This is a genomic window from Mycobacterium sp. pV006 (genome assembly GCF_041287115.1).
GTDB lineage: Bacteria > Actinomycetota > Actinomycetes > Mycobacteriales > Mycobacteriaceae > Mycobacterium.
Genome location: NZ_JBGGKT010000016.1, coordinates 1 through 18041 on the forward strand (window position 1 = coordinate 1; position 18041 = coordinate 18041).

At 67.2% G+C, this 18041-nt stretch carries 17 protein-coding genes and 1 pseudogene; 16 read left to right on the forward strand and 2 right to left on the reverse strand.

The features are described 5' to 3' along the window. Positions 1-75: 75 nt before the first annotated feature. Both ACAG25_RS20645 and ACAG25_RS20650 read right to left on the reverse strand, forming a co-directional pair. Complete coding sequence (locus ACAG25_RS20645) at positions 76-366, reverse strand: hypothetical protein (RefSeq protein ID WP_098000728.1); 291 nt, start codon at positions 364-366, stop codon at positions 76-78. After that, on the reverse strand, positions 366-1013 hold the full coding sequence (locus tag ACAG25_RS20650) for a TetR/AcrR family transcriptional regulator (protein ID WP_370490348.1): 648 nt from the start codon (positions 1011-1013) through the stop codon (positions 366-368). Before ACAG25_RS20650 ends, ACAG25_RS20645 begins: the two co-directional genes overlap by 1 nt. A 47-nt stretch (positions 1014-1060) precedes the next feature. On the opposite strand from ACAG25_RS20650, the gene ACAG25_RS20655 reads away from it, so the two are divergent. The 16 genes and pseudogenes from ACAG25_RS20655 to ACAG25_RS20730 all read left to right on the forward strand — a co-directional run bounded on the left by ACAG25_RS20655 (position 1061) and on the right by ACAG25_RS20730 (position 18007). Further along, positions 1061-1984, forward strand: a complete 924-nt coding sequence (locus ACAG25_RS20655) for an oxygenase MpaB family protein (RefSeq protein ID WP_370490349.1) — start codon at positions 1061-1063, stop codon at positions 1982-1984. A gap of 121 nt (positions 1985-2105) precedes the next feature. Further along, complete coding sequence (locus ACAG25_RS20660; RefSeq protein WP_370490350.1) at positions 2106-3365, forward strand: TetR/AcrR family transcriptional regulator; 1260 nt, start codon at positions 2106-2108, stop codon at positions 3363-3365. A gap of 219 nt (positions 3366-3584) precedes the next feature. Further along, complete coding sequence (locus tag ACAG25_RS20665) at positions 3585-4442, forward strand: MlaE family ABC transporter permease (protein ID WP_370490351.1); 858 nt, start codon at positions 3585-3587, stop codon at positions 4440-4442. A gap of 41 nt (positions 4443-4483) precedes the next feature. Further along, the gene (locus ACAG25_RS20670; RefSeq protein WP_098001059.1) at positions 4484-5302 is read left to right on the forward strand and encodes an ABC transporter permease; all 819 of its coding nucleotides are present in this window, start codon (positions 4484-4486) and stop codon (positions 5300-5302) included. Next, positions 5303-6913: an MCE family protein gene (locus tag ACAG25_RS20675; RefSeq protein ID WP_370490352.1), complete on the forward strand. Its 1611-nt coding sequence runs from the start codon at positions 5303-5305 to the stop codon at positions 6911-6913. Continuing rightward, positions 6913-7968 carry an MlaD family protein gene (locus tag ACAG25_RS20680; RefSeq protein WP_370490353.1) on the forward strand — a complete coding sequence of 352 codons (1056 nt, stop codon included), beginning with the start codon at positions 6913-6915 and terminating at the stop codon, positions 7966-7968. The genes ACAG25_RS20675 and ACAG25_RS20680 overlap by 1 nt, the downstream gene beginning before the upstream one ends. Further along, positions 7961-8998 (forward strand): MCE family protein, encoded by a 1038-nt coding sequence (locus ACAG25_RS20685; protein ID WP_370490354.1) that lies wholly within the window; start codon positions 7961-7963, stop codon positions 8996-8998. The genes ACAG25_RS20680 and ACAG25_RS20685 overlap by 8 nt, the downstream gene beginning before the upstream one ends. Further along, positions 8998-10113 carry an MCE family protein gene (locus tag ACAG25_RS20690; RefSeq protein WP_370490355.1) on the forward strand — a complete coding sequence of 372 codons (1116 nt, stop codon included), beginning with the start codon at positions 8998-9000 and terminating at the stop codon, positions 10111-10113. Before ACAG25_RS20685 ends, ACAG25_RS20690 begins: the two co-directional genes overlap by 1 nt. Further along, positions 10113-11447, forward strand: coding sequence for an MlaD family protein (locus ACAG25_RS20695; protein ID WP_370490356.1), 1335 nt, complete (start codon positions 10113-10115; stop codon positions 11445-11447). The genes ACAG25_RS20690 and ACAG25_RS20695 overlap by 1 nt, the downstream gene beginning before the upstream one ends. Next, complete coding sequence (locus ACAG25_RS20700) at positions 11444-12694, forward strand: MlaD family protein (protein WP_370490357.1); 1251 nt, start codon at positions 11444-11446, stop codon at positions 12692-12694. Before ACAG25_RS20695 ends, ACAG25_RS20700 begins: the two co-directional genes overlap by 4 nt. A gap of 45 nt (positions 12695-12739) precedes the next feature. Beyond that, on the forward strand, positions 12740-13369 hold the full coding sequence (locus tag ACAG25_RS20705) for a DUF3329 domain-containing protein (protein ID WP_370490358.1): 630 nt from the start codon (positions 12740-12742) through the stop codon (positions 13367-13369). Between the two features lie 2 nt (positions 13370-13371). Continuing rightward, positions 13372-14175, forward strand: a complete 804-nt coding sequence (locus ACAG25_RS20710; protein WP_370490359.1) for a mannan-binding lectin — start codon at positions 13372-13374, stop codon at positions 14173-14175. Between the two features lie 2 nt (positions 14176-14177). Continuing rightward, positions 14178-14765 (forward strand): hypothetical protein, encoded by a 588-nt coding sequence (locus ACAG25_RS20715; protein ID WP_370490360.1) that lies wholly within the window; start codon positions 14178-14180, stop codon positions 14763-14765. Between the two features lie 65 nt (positions 14766-14830). Then, positions 14831-15796, forward strand: coding sequence for an oxygenase MpaB family protein (locus ACAG25_RS20720; protein ID WP_370490361.1), 966 nt, complete (start codon positions 14831-14833; stop codon positions 15794-15796). Beyond that, positions 15796-16380 (forward strand): TetR/AcrR family transcriptional regulator, encoded by a 585-nt coding sequence (locus ACAG25_RS20725; RefSeq protein ID WP_098001054.1) that lies wholly within the window; start codon positions 15796-15798, stop codon positions 16378-16380. The genes ACAG25_RS20720 and ACAG25_RS20725 overlap by 1 nt, the downstream gene beginning before the upstream one ends. Positions 16381-16447: 67 nt before the next feature. Then, positions 16448-18007 (forward strand): annotated as a pseudogene (locus ACAG25_RS20730) (long-chain-fatty-acid--CoA ligase). The last annotated feature ends 34 nt before the right edge of the window (positions 18008-18041 follow it).

Genomic DNA, 18041 nt, shown 5'->3' on the forward strand with positions numbered 1-18041 from the left:
GTAACCACACCGATACCGGAGGTCCTCACCTACTTCCGCTCACCACGCCGTTCACAACCTGTCTGGGAGTTACAGCTAGAGCACCCCGCACCCGGCGGCACCGCACACGAGCGCGCTGCCCAGCAGCAGCGGCCACAGTGCGACCGTGGCGGCCACCGCGATCAGATCGGCGAAGACGGTGAACTGTGGGTTGAGCACCGATTCGACCTGAACCAGCACGGGAATGTGCAGTCCGGTGTACACCACGCCGAACGCGATGTAGATCAGCGCCGCCAGCAGCGCGCGGTCCAGCAACGAGGTGGCGTTGCCTCCGGCCCGGTATGCGTGCAGGAAGCGTCGCTTGGGGGTGAACTCGTCGTCGTCCATCAGGCGAAACAGTCCTCCGGCGGATTCGGCCAGGGCCGAAGGTAATTCAGTGCCATGGCCGAGATCTCGTCGAGGAAGCGCTCGCGCGGGATCGGGGGCCGGTCGAGAATGTAACGGACACAGAGGTGTTCGACCATCCGCACCAGCATCCAGGACGCGGTGTCCAGCGGTGCATCCGGCCGGACCTGTTTCCGGTTGATGGTCAGATAGGCCACCGTCAGCTCACCGATGCGCTGCTCGAACGCCAGGAGTTTGCCCCCGCTGCCCAGCCGCGGTGTCTGCTCCATCACCGCGCGGAGCAACTCCGGGTGCACGTCGAGAGCGTCGAGCAGCGCCGCAATGGACTCGCGGACGTAGTCGGGTGGCGACTGGGTCAGACGTTCGGCGACGTTGGCGGCCACCCGCGCCGACAACTGATCGCTGTAGCGGTCGATCACCGCGCCGGCGATCGCGTCCTTGTTCGGGAAGTACTGATACAGCGAGCCGGGGCTGATCCCCGCGGCCTGGGCGATGCGGTTGGTCGACGCGCCGTCGTAGCCGTGGGTGATCAGCAACTGCCGGCCCGCATCGAGGATGCGTTCCACCATCTCGCGGGAGCGCTGCTGGCGCGGAGCGCGGCGCGGAGCCCTTACCGGGTCGCCGGTCATCGAAATGCGAATTGAACGCGAGTGATAGCTCGTGTGACCATGACGTCATGGTGGCACACGACGAGGGTGGGGCGCGACGGCCCCTGGGGGCACAGTCGCTGCTGTGGCGGTGGGCGGGGGACATGCGCATCGCGTTCGAGGGCGGCCCGGCCGGGTTGTTGCAGACGATGCATCCGGCCATCGGTCATGGTCTGATCGACCACTCCGACTTCTTCGACGATCCCGTCGACCGGGTGTTCCGTTCGCTGCCCGGGATCGTGGGCACGGTCTACGACGGACCGCAGGCCGACGCGACCGGGCTGCGGGTACGCGACTTCCATCACCACATCAAGGGCGAACTGCCCGATGGAGGTCGCTACCACGCCCTGCACCCCGAGACGTTCTGGTGGGCGCACGCCACATTCCAGCGCATGGTGGACCGGATCGCCGAGCACTGGGACGGTCGTCGCCTCACCGCTTACGAGCGCGAGGAACTCTACGCCGACGGGTGCGAGTGGTACCGGCGCTACGCGATGACCGACACCGTGGTGCCACCCGACCGGGCGGCGTTCGAGGCCGAGGTCGACCGGTATTGCGCCGAGGTGCTGCAGCCCAATCCGGCGTCGGACTATCTCATCGAGTTCATCGGGCGCAGCGCCATCCCGGACATGAGTGCATCCCCGGACTATCCGACCCATCCGCGCCTGCGGCCGCTGGCCAACCTGCTGCTGCCCACCCTGCCGGTGCGCGCTGCCCTGGCGCCGCCGTTGCGTCTGGTCATCTTCGGCGGACTGCCACCGCTGGTGCGCGAGCGCTTCGACATCCGGTGGACCCGCGCCGACGAGGCGGCCTACCGGGCCATCCGGGCGACGGTCCGGACGGCGTGGCCGGCGGTGCCCGCGGCGTTCAAGTGGTATCCCCAGGCCCGCAAAGGCTGGCTGCGCGAGCTGGGGTCGGTGCCACGGACATTCACCGCGCAGGGGATTGCCTGATCTGAGAGGCCCGTCGTCGGCACCGGCGCGCGACCGCGCCGCGGCGTCAACAAGTGAATGACCGTTCGTCAGAACAGTGGATTGTCTCCGCGAGGGCGCGCGCCGCGTTAGGGTGTGCCGTATGGCAACGTCTGCGGCCGTCCGCGACGATCGCAGGCGTCCCAAGGATCGTAAGCAGCAGATCGCCCGGGCGTCAGCGGAAGCGTTCAGCGAGTTGGGCTACCACGCGGTCAGTATGGAGGACATCGCGTCGCGGGTGGGCGTAACCGCCGCCTCGCTGTATCGCCACTACTCCGGCAAGTACGACCTGTTCCGCGCTGCCGTGCTCGGGCTCGGCGAGCAGCTGGTCTCGGCCACCGACTTCGCCGACGACGACACCACGTCCGCACCCGGGGACCTCTGGGAGCGCATCGTTGCCGCGTTGATCGACACGTCGATCAAGACCCGCTCCAGCGGAGGGCTCTACCGCTGGGAGGCACGCTATCTTGCGCCGGCCGATCAGACGGTCCTCAACGAGCAGGTGAAGCTGGTCAACCGCCGGTTGCAGCGGCCGCTGTCGCAGCTGCGGCCCGGGCTGGACAGCCGGCAGCGATGGACCCTGACGGCCTCGGTGCTCAGTGCCCTGGCCAGCATCACCGACCACCGGGCCAAGCTTGCCGCCAACGAAATGCGTCGGTTGCTGGCCGACATGGCCCGGCAGCTGCGCAGCGCCGATCTGCCGCCGCACCTCGTCGACGACGAGCCAGGACCCGCGCCGCGCCGGTGCGTCGACCCCGCGGGTGAGTACGAGATGATCCTTGCCACCGCGCTGCGGCTGTTCAACGAGTACGGATACCGCGAGACCGGAATGGACGACATCGCCGCGGTGATCGGGTTGCCTGCCTCGAGCATCTATCGCTTCTTCAGCGGCAAGGCCGCGATCCTGACCGCCATCTACCGGCGGGCTGCCGACCGGGTGTCCGGGGATGCGAGCGCGATCCTGGCAACGGCACCGGACGCCCGCACGGCCGTCGAGCGACTGATCGACGCGTACGTATGGAGGTCCTTCGCTGAGCCCGAGCTGGCGTATGTGTACTTTGCCGAGCGGATCAACGTCCCGCCCGAGGACCGGGCGGCCTTGCAGAACATTCAACGCGCGACGGTCGAGGCGTGGGTGCGCCAGGTGGTCGCCGCACGCCCCGGGATGCCGGCCGTCGAAGCCAGGTTCGCCGTGCACGCCGCGCTGGGACTCGTCGTCGACATCGGACGGTTGGTCGGCTACCGGAACACCGAATCGGCGCGGCAGACCGTCGCCGGACTGCTGCGGGTGCTCCTGCTCGCCGAGGGCGGCGACAAATCTGCGCAGCCGTCAATCTCTGGCGACGCGGCTCCATCCGCCTAATAAGTTAATGAAAGATTCCCGAAACCTTGACGCAATCGTCGCGACGGTCCTACGGTGTCGACCATCGACGACTTGGTCACCTAGGTTGCTCAAGCGGGTGGGGCATCGGAATCGGAAGGCGTGGAACGTGGGCCTGTCATGCGCCTCGACGAACGGCACGCACGGCTCCGCCTTCTGCGTTGCGGGTCGGGAAGTGCTGCGGCGGAGCGGACCTCGGGCATGACTACGGGGGATCAGCCGGTCCGCCACGATAATTCCGTGCACGTCATGGCCGACTGGGCCGGCGGGTACGTGCGACGCCACCCGCTGGCATCGCTGACCACGGTCGGGCAACAGTTCGTCCTCGGTGTCCGAACGTTGCAGTACTTTTTCGTCGACCTGTTCACCGGGCGCTTCCAATGGCAGGAGTTCATCCGGCAGGGCGCCTTCATGGCGGGCACCGCCGTGCTGCCAACGGTATTGGTGGCGTTGCCGATCGGCGTGACACTGTCGATCCAGTTCGCGCTGCTGGCCGGCCAGGTGGGTGCGACGTCGTTGGCCGGCGCGGCCAGCGGGTTGGCGGTGATCCGGCAGGCCGCGTCGCTGGTGGCCGCGATCCTGATGGCCGCTGCGGTCGGTTCGGCGATCACCGCCGACCTCGGCTCCCGCACGATGCGCGAGGAGACCGACGCCATGGAGGTGATGGGCGTCTCAGTGGTCCGGCGCCTGGTGGTCCCGCGGTTCGCCGCCGCGATCATGATCGGTGTCGCGCTCACCGGCGTGGTGTGCTTCGTGGGCTTTCTGGCCAGTTACCTGTTCAACGTGTACTTCCAGAACGGCGCGCCGGGCAGCTTCGTGGCCACCTTCGCATCGTTCACCACCACCGGCGACATGATCGTCGCCTTGATCAAGGCGGTGATCTTCGGCGCGATCGTCGCGGTGGTCGCCTGCCAGAAGGGGCTGTCCACCCAGGGCGGTCCCACCGGTGTCGCGAACTCGGTCAACGCCGCCGTCGTCGAATCCATCCTGGTGCTGATGGTCGTCAACGTGGCGGTCAGCCAGCTCTACATCATGATGTTCCCCCGGGTCGGGCTGTAGCAGTGGCCGCCTCGACATTCTCTCCGGCGGTGCTCGGCGGCATGCGGCGTGCCTACCGGCGCACCACCGCGCCGGTCATCCGGCTCGGCCACATGCTGGTGTTCTTCGTCCGCGCGCTGGCCGGGATACCCGTGGCGTTCCGGCACTACCGCAGCGAGTTCGTCCGGCTGCTCTCCGACATCGCCTGGGGCAACGGCTCGTTGGTCGTCGGCGGCGGGACGGCCGGCGTCGCCGTCGTGCTGGGCATCACCGTCGGCGCGCTGGTCGGGATCGAGGGCTACAACTTCCTGGACCTGCTGGGCCTGGGACCGGCGACCGGCATCATCTCGTCGTTGGTCAACACCCGAGAACTGGCGCCGATCGCAGCGTCGCTGGCCTTCGCCACCCAGGCCGGCTGCCGGTTCACCGCGCAGTTGGGGTCGATGCGCATCGCCGAGGAGATCGACGCGCTGGAATCCCTTGGCATCCGGCCCATCCCGTACCTGGTGACGACGCGGTTGATGGCTTCGGTGGTCGCGGTCATCCCGCTCTACGTCGTCTGCCTGGCGGTCAGTTATCTGACCACGCAGGTCGTCGTGCAGGTGATCAGCGGCGGCTCCACAGGGTCCTACCTGCACTACTTCACACTGATGCTGTCCGGTCAGGACATCGTGTACTCGGTGCTCAAGACGATCGTCTTCGTCTGGATCGCCTCGACGGTGCAGTGCTACTACGGCTACTACGCCAGCGGCGGTCCGGTCGGGGTTGGTGTCGCCGCCGGCCATGCCATGCGCGCCAGCATCACCGTCGTGATCATGGTCAACATGCTGCTCACGATGGCGTTGTGGTCGGTGGACGCCGGTGCGAGGTTCGGGGGCTGAATGGCGAATTCCTTCGAGCTGGACGGGCGCGGGCCCACCGACCGGCAACTGCTCGGCTGCGGGGTGGCGCTGCTGGCCGTCGTCGCGCTGGTCACCGCGACGCTGTTGGTCAAGTCGACGGGTCGGCTGGAACCGGTGGTGCGCGTTGTCGCTGCGATGGTCAACGTCGGTGACGGTCTGCCGCAGCGCTCCGACGTGAAGTACCACGGGGTGCTGGTCGGTGCGGTCACCGATGTCACGCCCGCCGTGGACGGTGACCCGAACTTCGTGCACATCGACCTGAAGCGGGAGTACGCCGGATCGATCCCGGCCGGAGTGACCGCGCGGGTGGTGCCCAGCAACGTGTTCGCGGTGTCCTCTGTCCAGCTCGTCGACAGCGGCGCGCCCGGCGGGCCGGCGATCCCGCCCGGGGCCGTCATCCCGGAGAACACAGAGCTGCCGACCGTGCTGTTCCAGACCACCATCACCAAGCTGCGCGACATCCTCGCCGCGACCGGCCGAGGCCGCGAAGACCACACGATCGGCATCCTCGCCGCGGTCAACGCAGCCACCCAAGGACGTCGCAGCGAACTGTTGACCAGCGCAGCGCAATTGAATCGGATGGTCGAGGAACTCGACCAGATCATCGCCACCGATCCGGGACCGACCACGGTGTCGGCGCTCGTCGACGCGACCCGCGGGCTCGCGCAGACCGCACCCGATCTGGTCGACGCGCTGCACCAGGCAGTTCAGCCGATGCGCACGTTGGTCGAGCAGGACGCAGCGCTGACCTCGATGATCAACGGCGGCATCACCACGGTCGGCACCACCCACACCGCGCTGAGCAATCACACCGACCGTATGGTGCGGATCACCTCGGAGCTGACCCCGGTGCTCGGCAGCCTCGCTCAAACGGCCCACCACTGGGTGCCGGCGTTCGTCAAGTTGAACGGCCTGTCGGACAAGTTCTTCGACGAAGTCTGGAACTACGAGAATGACGCAAGCAACCTCCGGATCAATCTCTCGCTCACTCCGACGTACAGCTACACCAGGGCTGACTGCCCCCAGTACGCCGGGCTCAAGGGGCCAAGTTGCTACACCGCGCCGTTGGTCCCGACGCGCCCGGAACTGCCCGATCAGCTGTTGCCGCAGAACTACCAGCCGCCCAAGGATCTGGCACCGCCCGCCGGCACCGAGATCGGCCCGAACGGCAACCTCGTCGCCGTCGGCCCGCCGCTGGTGAACCCCAGCCCCAGCCTGGCGGATCCGAATCCGCCGCTGCCGCCGTGGATGAGCCCGTCGCCACCGGTGCCCGGCACCGCAAATCCCGAGCTCGCCCCGACACCGCAACCTCCGGTGCCGTTGTCACCAGTAGCTCCGGTGGCGCCCAAGCCGCCGCACATGCCCCCGCGCCCGCCGGCGCCCGCGCCCGCTCCGCCGGCCGGGTTGGCCGCGCACGCCGCGCCGGCGTCCTTCGGCGGCAGTGTGGGACCCGTCGGCAGTCAGTACGAACGCGCCCAACTGGGCCGCCTCACCGGGCAGCCGGCGACGGTGGCCACCCAGCTGCTACTCGGTCCGCTGGCGCGTGGCATGACGGCGTCGGCTGCCGAATCCACTCACGGGGAGCCCTGATGAGATACCGCGGTGCGCTGATCGGACTGTCGCTGTTCATGGTGGTGTCGCTGACGTTGACGTGGCTGGTGTACGTCACGTTGCGCCGAGACGTCGCCGGCAGCACCGTTCCCTACGCTGCAATGTTCACCGATGTGTTCGGCCTGCGTGAGGGCGACGATGTACGGATGGCCGGCGTGCGCGTCGGGCGCGTCGAGAAGATCGAGCTGCAGGGCGATCTCGCGAAGGTGTCGTTCGTGGTGCAGCGGGAACAGCAGGTGCTGGGCACCACCGTCGCCTCGGTGACCTATCAGAACATCGTCGGCCAGCGGTACCTCGGACTGTCGCTGGGGCGCGCCGGCGATCCGGGCGCACTACCGCCGAACAGCGTGATCCCGCTCGAGCGCTCGGATCCGTCATTCGATGTGACCACGCTGCTCAACGGGTACGAACCATTGTTCAGCCTGCTCAATCCGCGCGATGCCGACAACCTGACCAAGGGGGTCATCCAATCGCTGCAGGGAGACGAGGCCTCCATCTTCGAGCTGGTCAACCAGACCTCCCAGCTGACCGAGTCGTTCGCCGGCCGCGACGAGGAACTCGCTACGGTGATCACCGATCTGAACACCGTCATGGCCAACATGGCCCAGTACAACGACAGCCTGGATCAGACCATCGGCCAGGTGCAGGCGGTAGTATCAAACTTCGACCGGCAGCGCTCCGCTCTGGTGGAATCGACGGGGTCGATGGCGCGGGTAATGACTCAGCTCTCCAAAGTCACCGACGAGGTGTACCCGTCGTTGAACGAACTCGTCGAGCGCGAGCCCGGGTTCGCCCAGCATCTGGTCAGTATCGAACCGCAGTTGGCGTTCACCGGTGCCAATTTGCCGTTACTGCTCAAGGGATTTGCACGGATCACCAGCGAAGGTACGTACGTTAATGGATACTCCTGCGACCTCAATGGCACCGGGTTCTTTCCCGGTCTCAACGACGTGACACCGATCATCGTCGACGCGGCAACCCCCGGTAACAAGGCCAGATACACACCGAAGTGCAGGAACTTGGCAGATGGCTGAACCGAAGAAGGCCCGTCGACGGCCGCTGGAAGACCGCAACAAGCTCCTGCTGGGCATCGTCGGGGTCGCCGTGGTGGCGGTACTGGTCGGGGCCCTGTTGGTGGTGAGAGCCGCCGACATCGGTTACCGCCACTACCGGGCGCAGTTCCTGCAGGCCGCCGCGTTGCAGCCGGGCAACCCGGTCACCGTGGCCGGTATCCCGGTCGGCGAGGTGACCAGCCTGACGCTGGCCGGAGATCACGTCGAGGCGAGCTTCAAGGTGAGCAACGACGTTGCGCTCGGCGAGGATTCGCGCGCCGTCATCAAGGTCACCACCATCCTGGGCTCGCGGTACCTCGCGCTACAGCCCGCGGGCGACGGTTCGATCCAGGGAGGCACGTTCGACCTGGCGCACACCGAAGTCCCGTACGACCTGCAGGAAGCCCTCACCGACGTCACCACCACTTACGAGCAGGTGGACTCCGACAAGTTCGCCGAGACACTGAGTATTCTGGGCCGACAGATGGAGGGACTGCCGGCGATCGTGCCGCGGGCTATGGAGAACACCCACACGCTGTCGACCATCATCACCGACCGGCGCGACCAACTCGGTGCGCTGTTGGAGACCACCGAACTGGTCAGCACCACACTGCGCCGCCAGCAGGCCAACATCGCGAGCTTGGTCCGCCAGGGCAACGACCTGTTGGGGGAGTTCGTGCTGCGCCGGGCATCCTTCCACGCCATGATGGCGGCGATCACCAACCTCGTTCAGAAGTTGAATGACATCGTGATTGACGATCGGCCCGAGCTAGAGTCCCTGCTCGTCGACGTCCGAGAACTATCCGACATGCTCGGCCAGCATGATGATCTGGTCCGCGACATCCTGCAGTCGGGCCCGGTGGCACTGCGCGGGCTGGCCAACGCCACCGGCAACGGTAACGCCGTCGACTTCAACGCTGCCAACGGATTGCTCGTCGATTCGTGGATGTGCGCGATCAGCGGACGGGCCAAACAGTTCGGCATGATCGAGTATTACAAGGACTGCAAGTGATGAGCACCAGGGCGAAGGTGGTGGCGTTGATAGCCGCCGTGTGTGCGTTCGCGCTGGTCGTCGCCGTGGTGGCACTGTCGTTTATGGCAGACCGCCTGGACACCATCTCGGTGACCGCGCAGTTCGATAGCGCGGCAGGTCTTTACGAAGGCAACGCGGTGGCGGTGCTGGGGATGCCGGTGGGCGAGGTCACCAAGATCGAGCCGAAGGGCGGTTACGTCGAAGTCGAGTTCACGGTCGACGGTGACGTCCGGGTGCCGGCCGATGTGCAGGCAGTAATGATCTCGAATTCGATCCTGACCGACCGGCAGATCGAACTTACCCCGGCATACCGCGACGGACCGACCCTGCAGAACAAGGACACCATCGGGTTGCACCGAACCAAAACTCCGGTGGAGTTCGCGCGCGTTCTCGACGTGCTCGACAAGTTGTCCACCTCACTGGAAGGTGACAGCAAGGGCAACGGGCCCATCCGCGATGTCGTCGATGCCAGCGCGGCGATCGTCGACGGCAACGGCCAGCAGATGAAAGACGCGCTCGGGGAACTGTCGAACGCGCTGCGGCTGAGCTCCGACCGCGGCGCGGTGACCCGCGACCAGTTGACCGCGGCCATCAAGAACGTGAGCACTCTGTTCGAGGCGGCCGCCGACAACGATGCGACACTGCGCGAATTTGGCTCCAGTGTCCGGCAACTCAGCCAGGTGCTGGCCGACGAGAACTTCGGCACCGGCACCACCGGCAAGAAGATCAACGACGTGGTCAACCAGCTGGGCGAGGTGCTCGACACCCACCGCGACGCCATCAAACAGATCGTCGCCAACGGCGATACCGCGCTGACCACCACCGTGGACCACCAGCGCGACCTTGCGGAGCTCCTCGACGTGACCCCAATGACCCTGGACAACATCTACAACGCCATCGACCGGCAGAACGGTGCGGTGCGGGTGCACGTCCTCGCCGACAAGGTGCTGTTCGACACCCAGACGGTCAAAGAGATGTGCAACATGATGGGCCTGCGACAATTAGGGTGCAGCACCGGAACTCTGCAGGACTTCGGACCGGACTTCGGGTTGAGTTACGTCCTGGACGGTCTCGCGGCGATGGGGCAGAAGTGATGGCCCGCCGCGCGAACTTGGTCCTGGCTGCGGTGGCGATCTCGACCCTGCCGATGTCCGGTTGTGCCACCGAGGGATTGGCCAGCCTCCCGCTGCCGGCGCCGACCGGCGGCTCGGGCGGTTACACGATCAACGCGGTGTTCTCCAACGCGCTGAACCTGCCCGCGATGGCGAAGGTGAAGCTCGCGGGCGCCGACATCGGCCAGATGGAGTCGATGGTGGCAAGCAACTACACGGCGGTGACCACGTTGCGCATCCAGGATGGCGTCCTACTCCCGGTGGGCAGCACTGCAGAGCTGAGATCGGCCACCCCGCTGGGTGACGTGTTCGTGTCGATCAAACCGCCCAGCGACGCCGCGCCCGGCGGCCCGCTGCTCGGTGACGGCGACACCATTCCGATCGAATCCACCACGGCCGCAGCCACGGTCGAGTCAGTGCTGAGTTCGGCGGCCATCCTGGTCAACGGGGGCGCGGTGCGCAACTTCACCAACATCATCAACGGCCTGGGCAAGGCCACCGGCGACCGGGGGCAGGCGTTCGGCGACCTGATCCGCAAGACCAACGACACCCTCGGGACCCTCAACGCGCGCTCTGACGAGATCTCCACGGCCATGACCGAGACGTCCCGGCTGGTCGAACAGCTCGACGCCAAGAACGACTCGCTCAGCGAGGTGATGGACGCCGCCGGTCCGGCCACCAACACGTTGGCCGCCCACACCGATCAGATCGCCGACCTGGTGCTGCAACTCGGCGACACTTCCGCGCAGCTGCGCAAGTTCCCGTCGATCGCCGGCACCGACACCAGCGGCCGCAGCGTCATCGCCGACGCCAACGCCATCGCCGCGGCCTGGAACGACGTCGTGCTGACTCCCGATGCGACGTTGTACGCACTCAACCGGCTGATGCCCCCGTTCATCAAGTCCACGACCAGTAACGCGATCGCATTGCGCGCCAGCGTCGACCGGTTAATTCTCGGCTCTATCCCAGATATCGGTTTCGCCGGGGATCGCGGATTTCACGGACCCAAGTGGCACAACTGGCACCAGATGGTGGGCTCCATCCAGTACGCGCTGTTCCGGCTGCAGGAGCGCATCGTCGGCAAGGGCCCCGGCGTTCCGCAGCTCCCGGTCATCCCCAGCCCCACCGAACCGGGACAGACCGTCACCATCCCCGGCACCGCCGCACCGGCCCCGGCTCCGCAAGCCCCGCCGGCGCAGATCTGGACTCCGCCACCGACTCCCGCAGTGCAATCCCCGCCGGGCCCCGGCGCACCCGCGCCTGCGCCTCCGCCGCCGGCTGTACCCCCGGCCCTCCCGGCTGAGGCGCCGCAGTGATCGGCGCCGTCGCCGACCGCGTCGTCGGGGTGGTCCGGGCCGGTCACCGCCGCCGCGCCTGGCTGTCCGCGGGGGCACTGGTGCTGACCTTCGTCATCGCGACCGCGTACCTGTTTCTGGGTGCGCTGCAAGTCAATCCGCTCGCGTCCAGCTATCGCGTCACCGTGTCGCTGCCGGAGTCGGCGGGCCTGCTGCCGAACCAGAACGTCACGATGCGCGGTGTGCCGATCGGCCGGGTCGAACGGCTCGACATCACACCAGCGGGCGTCAACGCCGTGGTGAGCGTCGACTCGTCGGTCGCGGTGCCGGCTTCCAGCGCGGTGCGGGTCTCCGGGCTGTCCCCCGCCGGTGAGCAGTACCTCGACTTCGTCGCCGAGAGCGACCAGGGCCCGTATCTGACCGACGGAAGCGTTGTGGCGCAGGACAACACCACGGTTCCGGTCAGCCTGGCCGAGCTGCTGGCCAACGCCGACGGCGCCCTGCGCCAGGTCGACACCGAGAAGCTGGAGCTGATCAAGAGCGAGCTCAGCTTGACCGAAGCCGGCCCGCAGAAGCTGGCCGACATCATCGACGGCGGAACCTTCCTGCTGTCGACACTGGATTCGGTGTTGCCCGAAACCACCAGCATGTTGCGCACCAGCCGCGTGGTCTTCACCTTGGCGGCCGACAAGAACGCCGGCATCGGGGTGGCCTCGCAGAACCTCGACGAGACGTTCGCGGGGGTGAACCGGATGCGCGAGGGCTTCCGGACGTTGACCGAACAGACGCCGCAGACCCTGACGTCGGTCGACAACCTGTTCGCCGACAACTCCGACACGATGGTGTCGCTGTTGGGTAGTCTGGCTAGTACCTCTCAGCTGCTGTATCTGCGGGTCCCGGCGCTGAACGCGCTGTTCCCGGACTATCGAACCTCGGTGCTCGACGCGATCGGCTCCACGATGCACGACAGCGGGCTGTGGTCTACCGGTGACATCTACCCCCGTTACTCGTGTGACTACGGGACGGCGCGCCGGCCACCGGCTTCGGCGGATTTCCCGGAGCCGTATCTGTACACCTACTGCCGCGACGATCACCCGGGAGTGCTGGTCCGCGGCGCCAAGAACGCTCCGCGCCCGGCCGGCGACGACACCGCGGGTCCGCCTGCGGGGGCGGACCTGGGCCGGACCACCGACCCGACGCCCAAGGGGCGGTACACCATTCCGACGCCCTACGGTGGCCCGACCCTGCCGATCGAGCCGCCGCGATGACCGAGCGCGACACCAGCATGGACACCCGTGCAGCCAGGAGATGAAATGTCAGTGATGACCGACCGAGAGCGCGACGACGAGAAGACCGAGGCCGAACCCACGGACGACGCGCAGGCCGACGAGTCTGCCGCGGAGGCGACGGCCGACGGTGCACAGGACTCCGACACACCGACCGGGGACGGCGATGGTCGCGGGCCGTGGCGCCGTCGCGTGGCGCTCGGCGCGGTGGCGCTGCTGTTGGTCGGCGCACTGGCCACCTCCGGATTCCTGGGGTGGCAATTGTGGCAGGACCGTCAGGTGGCGCGGGCCGGCGACGAGGCGCGGGCAGCGGCCGTCGAGTACGCCGAGGTGTTGACGAGCATCGATTCGGCGAAGGTGGACGAGAACTTCAACCAGGTGCTCGCCGGCGCCACCGGGGAGTTCAAGGACATGTACTCGCAGTCCAGCGCCGAGCTGCGGCAGCTACTCATCGACAACAAGGCCAGCGCCCACGGCATCGTCACCGAATCGGCCGTCCAGTCCGCGTCGAAGGAGGAAGTGGTCGTACTGATGTTCGTCGACCAGTCGGTGTCCAACGCCGCGGTGCCCGACCCGCGCATCGACCGCAGCAGGATCAAGATGACCATGCGCAACATCGACGGCCGCTGGCTGGCAAGCAAAGTCGAGCTGCGATAGTGATGCGCCGATCCCTCCGCAGTGCCGCAGCCGCCATGGTGGCGGCGGCTGCGCTCGCCACCGCATCGCCGGTGTCGGCGTCAGCTCCCGCATTCTGTGGTGAGCTGGGCGGTCAGTGGGACGGACAATTCTGTACGACATCGGTCGTCTCGGAGCGCAAGGCCGTCCGAAACATCAAGATGGCGCTGCCCGCTGATCTGGTCGAGAATCCCGTCATCCGCCAGTATCTGACCACCCTGATGAACAACTGGCGCAACGCGGCGAAGAGCATGGTCCAGGACAGCTTCGGCGAGCAGCAGTTCCAGATCTTCCAGCACGGTGACGCGATGACGGCCGTCTTCCACGAGATGTACTCGGGCACAGTCGGTACCGACGCTCTGGCGCATCCGAACGCGCCGATCATCAGCGACGCCTACCGCACCTTCACCTTCGCCGGCGGGCGGCAGCTGCAACTGGCCGATCTGTTCAAACCGGGCGTCGACCATCTGGCCGAGATCCCGCGTCTTGGTGCGCCGTTCATCGTCGCTGCCCTCGACGCCGCGCCTCCGCCGCACCAGCCGGGCACCTATCCGTTCACCCCGGACCGCTGGACGCCGGACAAGGTGTACTCCGGTGGCTACAAGGCCTGGGCACTGACCCATGACGAACTGATCCTGTACATGCCGGACTATCCGGTGGGCCGCGACTCGCCGATCAACTTCGCCCCTGGCGCCATGCAGTGGTCGATGGACGGCGGCACGGTACAGCCCCGGATTCCGTTGTCGGTCCTGGCGCCGGTGTTGCGCCCCGAATTCGGCGGGGCCTGACGATGTCTCGCTGGCCGGCCGCGGTGCTGGCGGTGTTGTGCATGGCGGGCGCCGCGCCGGCCGGCGCGCAACCCGACGAGGGCGCCGCCGCACCGACGATGCCGGCCTTCGTGCCGCACCCGTCGGACTGGACGCCCGATTACACCGTCTGGCCCTACAACCTCTGGCAGAACCGAGTGACGCCGGAACAGGTCACCGCGCAGCGCGAGTCGTGTCAGTGGTTCAACGCCCAGTACGACGAGCTGATGACGCAGGCGTTCGGGTTTCAGCGCTTTCTGGGTGACCGGCGCGACGAATGGACAGATCCGGCAGTCCGGGCCACCGCGGACGTCGTCGTGGCCAACCTGAACCAGTCGGCGGCGTTCCTGCAGCCGCGCGCGGACACGTTGTTCATCGTCAACTACCCGGACCAGAGTGAGTATTCGCCGCTGTTCCATGGGGATTCGATCTACCGGCTCTGGTACCAGCTCACCCAGATCAGCGACAAGATCAGCAGAGAGGTCCCGGCGGGGCAGATCAACGCGAACACCGCGACGGCGAACGTGTACGGCACCGTGATCCGAGACTCCGGCGTCTGCGCGGGGGCGTGAACCCGTTGTTGACATGTTGACACAGATAACTAGTCTTTGTGTCATAGCCAACCCCGGGAGGCGTCATGGTCGCAGTCGTCAACGAAGCTCCTCAGCGTGCGGCACAGCCCGTCCGGCCGAAGGTGATGCGGGAGTTCCGGAAGCACTCCGGCAGCGTGTTCGGCGGGTTCTTCGGGGCAGCGGCGTTCGACGAGGTCGCCCTGGTCCCGGTGGCGGCCGCGGTGGACAAAACCGGCCGGTTCGCCGAGAACTTCGCCGATCGCGGTGTGCGCAGCGGTTTTTCGGCATTCCTGGCGATCTGGGGTGATGCGCACGACCGCGCGGCCGAGGGGGAGCGGCTCAAGACCATGCACCGCGAGGTGCGGGGCAGGGGCGTCGGCGATTTCGCCGACGTCCGCTACAGCGCGCTGGACCCCAAGCTGTGGAACTGGATCGCGGTCAGTGGCCTGTTCCTGGTGCTGAACTCCTTCACCCCCGCCACCGGGTACTCGCTCAACGACGCCGAGGAGGAGGCCGCGTACCATCAGCTGCGCGAGGCGTTCAGCGCATTGGAGTTGCCCGGCAGGCACGCCAAGCTTCCCACGACCTACGCCGCGGCCCGCGATTACTACGAGACGATGGTGCGGGAAGAGCTGGCCACCAACCCGTTCCTGCGTCGTGTCACCACCGACCTGACCCGGCTGCCCCTGCCCACGCTGGTGCTGCCGCCGGTGTTGCGCAAGGCGCTCACCCCGCCCTGGCTGGTGCTGCGCCCGGTGGCCGGGCGCGTCGTCAAGGTCTGCTCGTTCGGGATCCTGCACCCCGGCATCCGTGAGCTGACCGGATTCGACTGGCGGCCGCGGCACGACCGCGAGTTCGCGCTCTACACCGCCATGCTGCAGCTCGCGTGGCGCACCCTGCCCGATCGTCTGTTGCTCATTCCGTTGGCGCGCAACCGGATCGAGTACGAGAAGCTGGTGCACGTGCACCGTTCGGTCGCGCTGGATTCGTTCGCGCCACCGGCCGGCCGATGCCCGGTCGGTGGACCGTGATGCGTCGGCGCAACAACGACAGCCGGACCGAGCAGGAGTCGGCGATCCTCAAAGCAGCCGCGGAGGAGGTGTCGCTGGTCGGGGTGGGACGGCTCAGCATGGACGTCGTCGCTCGCCAGGCCGGCGTCAGCCGCAGCACGCTGTACCGGCGCTTTCCCACCCGCGACGCGCTGATCACCGAACTCGGCCGCCAGACCTTCGATTTCGCGATGGCCAGGCTGCAGACGGTGGCCATCGACGACGGCCCGCAGCAGGCCGCGGTCGCCGCGTTCCGCGAGGGGGTGCGGCTGTTGAGCGGCGAGCCGGTGATGCGCCGCTTCCTGCAACTCGAGGGCGGCTTCACCGCCACCGCCGACATGGTCGACGAGGCGCGCGAGTTCCTGGTCAGCGCGGCCCGGGCGATGGCCAAGGCGTTGCGCACCGCGGGTGCGACGATGCCCGACGACGCGCTGCTCGCCGTCTGCGAGCTGCACATCCGGCTGGCCGCCTCGTTGGTCCAGGTCGCCACGCCGACCCTGGATGTCGGCGACGACGCCGCCGTCACCGCCTACGCCCGGGCCCATCTGGCCCCACTGGTGCACTGACCATCGACGAGCAGGAGGTTTTGCGAGAAATGCTGAGCGCCGCAACGGGACATGGGACGCTGTGACCATGTCTGAGCTGCCCGAACCCCGCTTCCTCGACGATCGCCTCGCGCATTGGGCGCGAACCAAGCCCGACGCCGAGGCGATGGACTACCTGGACCGGAACTGGACCTGGGCGCAGTGGAACGACCGCGTCCGCCGTCTGGCCGGAGCGCTCTAGGAACGCGGCGTCGGTCGTGGGGACGTGGTGTCGTTCCTGGACATGAATCACCCGGCCTGTGTCGAGCTGACGTTCGCGGCCGCATCGCTGGGCGCGGCCAACGCGATCATCAACTTCCGGCTGGCGGCCGACGAACTCGATTATGTGATCAACGATTCGGGCGCCAAGCTGCTCGTCGTCGGCGCCGAGTTCAAGCCGGTCATCGACAAGATCGCCGACAAGCTGTCCCACGTCGACCAGATCATCACCGTGACCCCGGAGGGCGACGACGAGTACGAGGCGATGCTGGACTCGGCCACACCCGTCGAGCGCGGCGACGACGTCGACCCGGAGGACGTCGCGATCGTCATGTACTCCTCGGGGACGACGGGCCGGCCCAAAGGTGTCGAGCTGACCCAGAGCAACCTGATCGCCCACATCGTCAACAACCACGACGGGTTCACCTTCGACGAGGGTGACAAGAGCATGGTGTCGATGCCGCTGTTCCACGTCGGCGGATCCTCGTATGTGCAATTCGGCATCCACGACGGTGTGCCGAGCGTGATGACCCGCGAGGTCGACGGCGGGGCCCTGGCCGGGGCCATCCTCAAGGGCGCCAACCGCACGTTCCTGGTGCCGGCGGTGCTGGCCAAGGTGCTCGAGGCCGGGGAGGACGCGGTCAAATTGTTCGCCGCGCTGAAGACCTTCGGCTACGGCGCCTCGCCCATGCCGCTGCCGCTGCTGCGCCAGGCCCTCGAGGCGTGGCCGGACACCGACTTCATCCAGGTGTACGGGCTGACCGAAGTGTGCGGCGTGATCAGCCGCCTGATGCCCGAGGACCACCGCAACGAGCGGCCCGAGCGGCTGCAGAGCGCGGGGCGGTTGACCAACAACGCCGAGGTACGTGTCGTCGACCCCGACACCCTCGAGGAGGTACCCACCAACCAGCAGGGCGAATTGTGGTTCCGCACCAAGCAATTGATGAAGGGCTACCACAACAAGCCGGAGGCCACCGCAGAGGCGATCACCGAGGACGGCTGGTTCCGCACCGGCGACATCGGCCGCGTCGACGAGGACGGGTACATCTTCGTCGAGGACCGGCTCAAGGACATGATCATCTCGGGCGGCGAGAACATCTACTCGATCGAGGTGGAGAGGGTGCTCGCCGAACACGACGCCGTCGTCGACGTCGCGGTGATCGGGGTACCCGACGACAAGTGGGGCGAGGTGGTCAAGGCCGTCGTCGTCACCGAATCGGAGGTCTCCGAGAAGGACCTCATCGCCTTCGCCCGGGAACGGCTGGCCGGTTACAAGTGCCCCAAGAGTGTCGACATCGTTGACGAGCTGCCGCGCAACCCCACCGGCAAGGTCCTGAAAAAGGAACTGCGCAAACCGCATTGGGAGGGCCGCGACCGCGCCACCGTATAGCCGGGTCTCTCCCGGGTTCCCGGTCGTCTTCCGT

Bases quoted from the DNA above. Each gene is read 5' to 3' on its own strand.
- ACAG25_RS20665 (WP_370490351.1), top strand. From the start codon at position 3,585: ATGACTACGGGGGATCAGCCGGTCCGCCACGATAATTCCGTGCACGTC.
- ACAG25_RS20650 (WP_370490348.1), bottom strand. From the start codon at position 1,013: ATGACCGGCGACCCGGTAAGGGCTCCGCGCCGCGCTCCGCGCCAGCAG.
- ACAG25_RS20685 (WP_370490354.1), top strand. From the start codon at position 7,961: ATGGCTGAACCGAAGAAGGCCCGTCGACGGCCGCTGGAAGACCGCAAC.
- ACAG25_RS20695 (WP_370490356.1), top strand. From the start codon at position 10,113: ATGGCCCGCCGCGCGAACTTGGTCCTGGCTGCGGTGGCGATCTCGACC.
- ACAG25_RS20670 (WP_098001059.1), top strand. From the start codon at position 4,484: ATGCGGCGTGCCTACCGGCGCACCACCGCGCCGGTCATCCGGCTCGGC.
- ACAG25_RS20720 (WP_370490361.1), top strand. From the start codon at position 14,831: ATGGTCGCAGTCGTCAACGAAGCTCCTCAGCGTGCGGCACAGCCCGTC.
- ACAG25_RS20715 (WP_370490360.1), top strand. From the start codon at position 14,178: ATGTCTCGCTGGCCGGCCGCGGTGCTGGCGGTGTTGTGCATGGCGGGC.
- ACAG25_RS20680 (WP_370490353.1), top strand. From the start codon at position 6,913: ATGAGATACCGCGGTGCGCTGATCGGACTGTCGCTGTTCATGGTGGTG.
- ACAG25_RS20705 (WP_370490358.1), top strand. From the start codon at position 12,740: ATGTCAGTGATGACCGACCGAGAGCGCGACGACGAGAAGACCGAGGCC.
- ACAG25_RS20655 (WP_370490349.1), top strand. From the start codon at position 1,061: ATGGTGGCACACGACGAGGGTGGGGCGCGACGGCCCCTGGGGGCACAG.
- ACAG25_RS20710 (WP_370490359.1), top strand. From the start codon at position 13,372: ATGCGCCGATCCCTCCGCAGTGCCGCAGCCGCCATGGTGGCGGCGGCT.
- ACAG25_RS20725 (WP_098001054.1), top strand. From the start codon at position 15,796: ATGCGTCGGCGCAACAACGACAGCCGGACCGAGCAGGAGTCGGCGATC.
- ACAG25_RS20660 (WP_370490350.1), top strand. From the start codon at position 2,106: ATGGCAACGTCTGCGGCCGTCCGCGACGATCGCAGGCGTCCCAAGGAT.
- ACAG25_RS20675 (WP_370490352.1), top strand. From the start codon at position 5,303: ATGGCGAATTCCTTCGAGCTGGACGGGCGCGGGCCCACCGACCGGCAA.
- ACAG25_RS20645 (WP_098000728.1), bottom strand. From the start codon at position 366: ATGGACGACGACGAGTTCACCCCCAAGCGACGCTTCCTGCACGCATAC.
- ACAG25_RS20690 (WP_370490355.1), top strand. From the start codon at position 8,998: ATGAGCACCAGGGCGAAGGTGGTGGCGTTGATAGCCGCCGTGTGTGCG.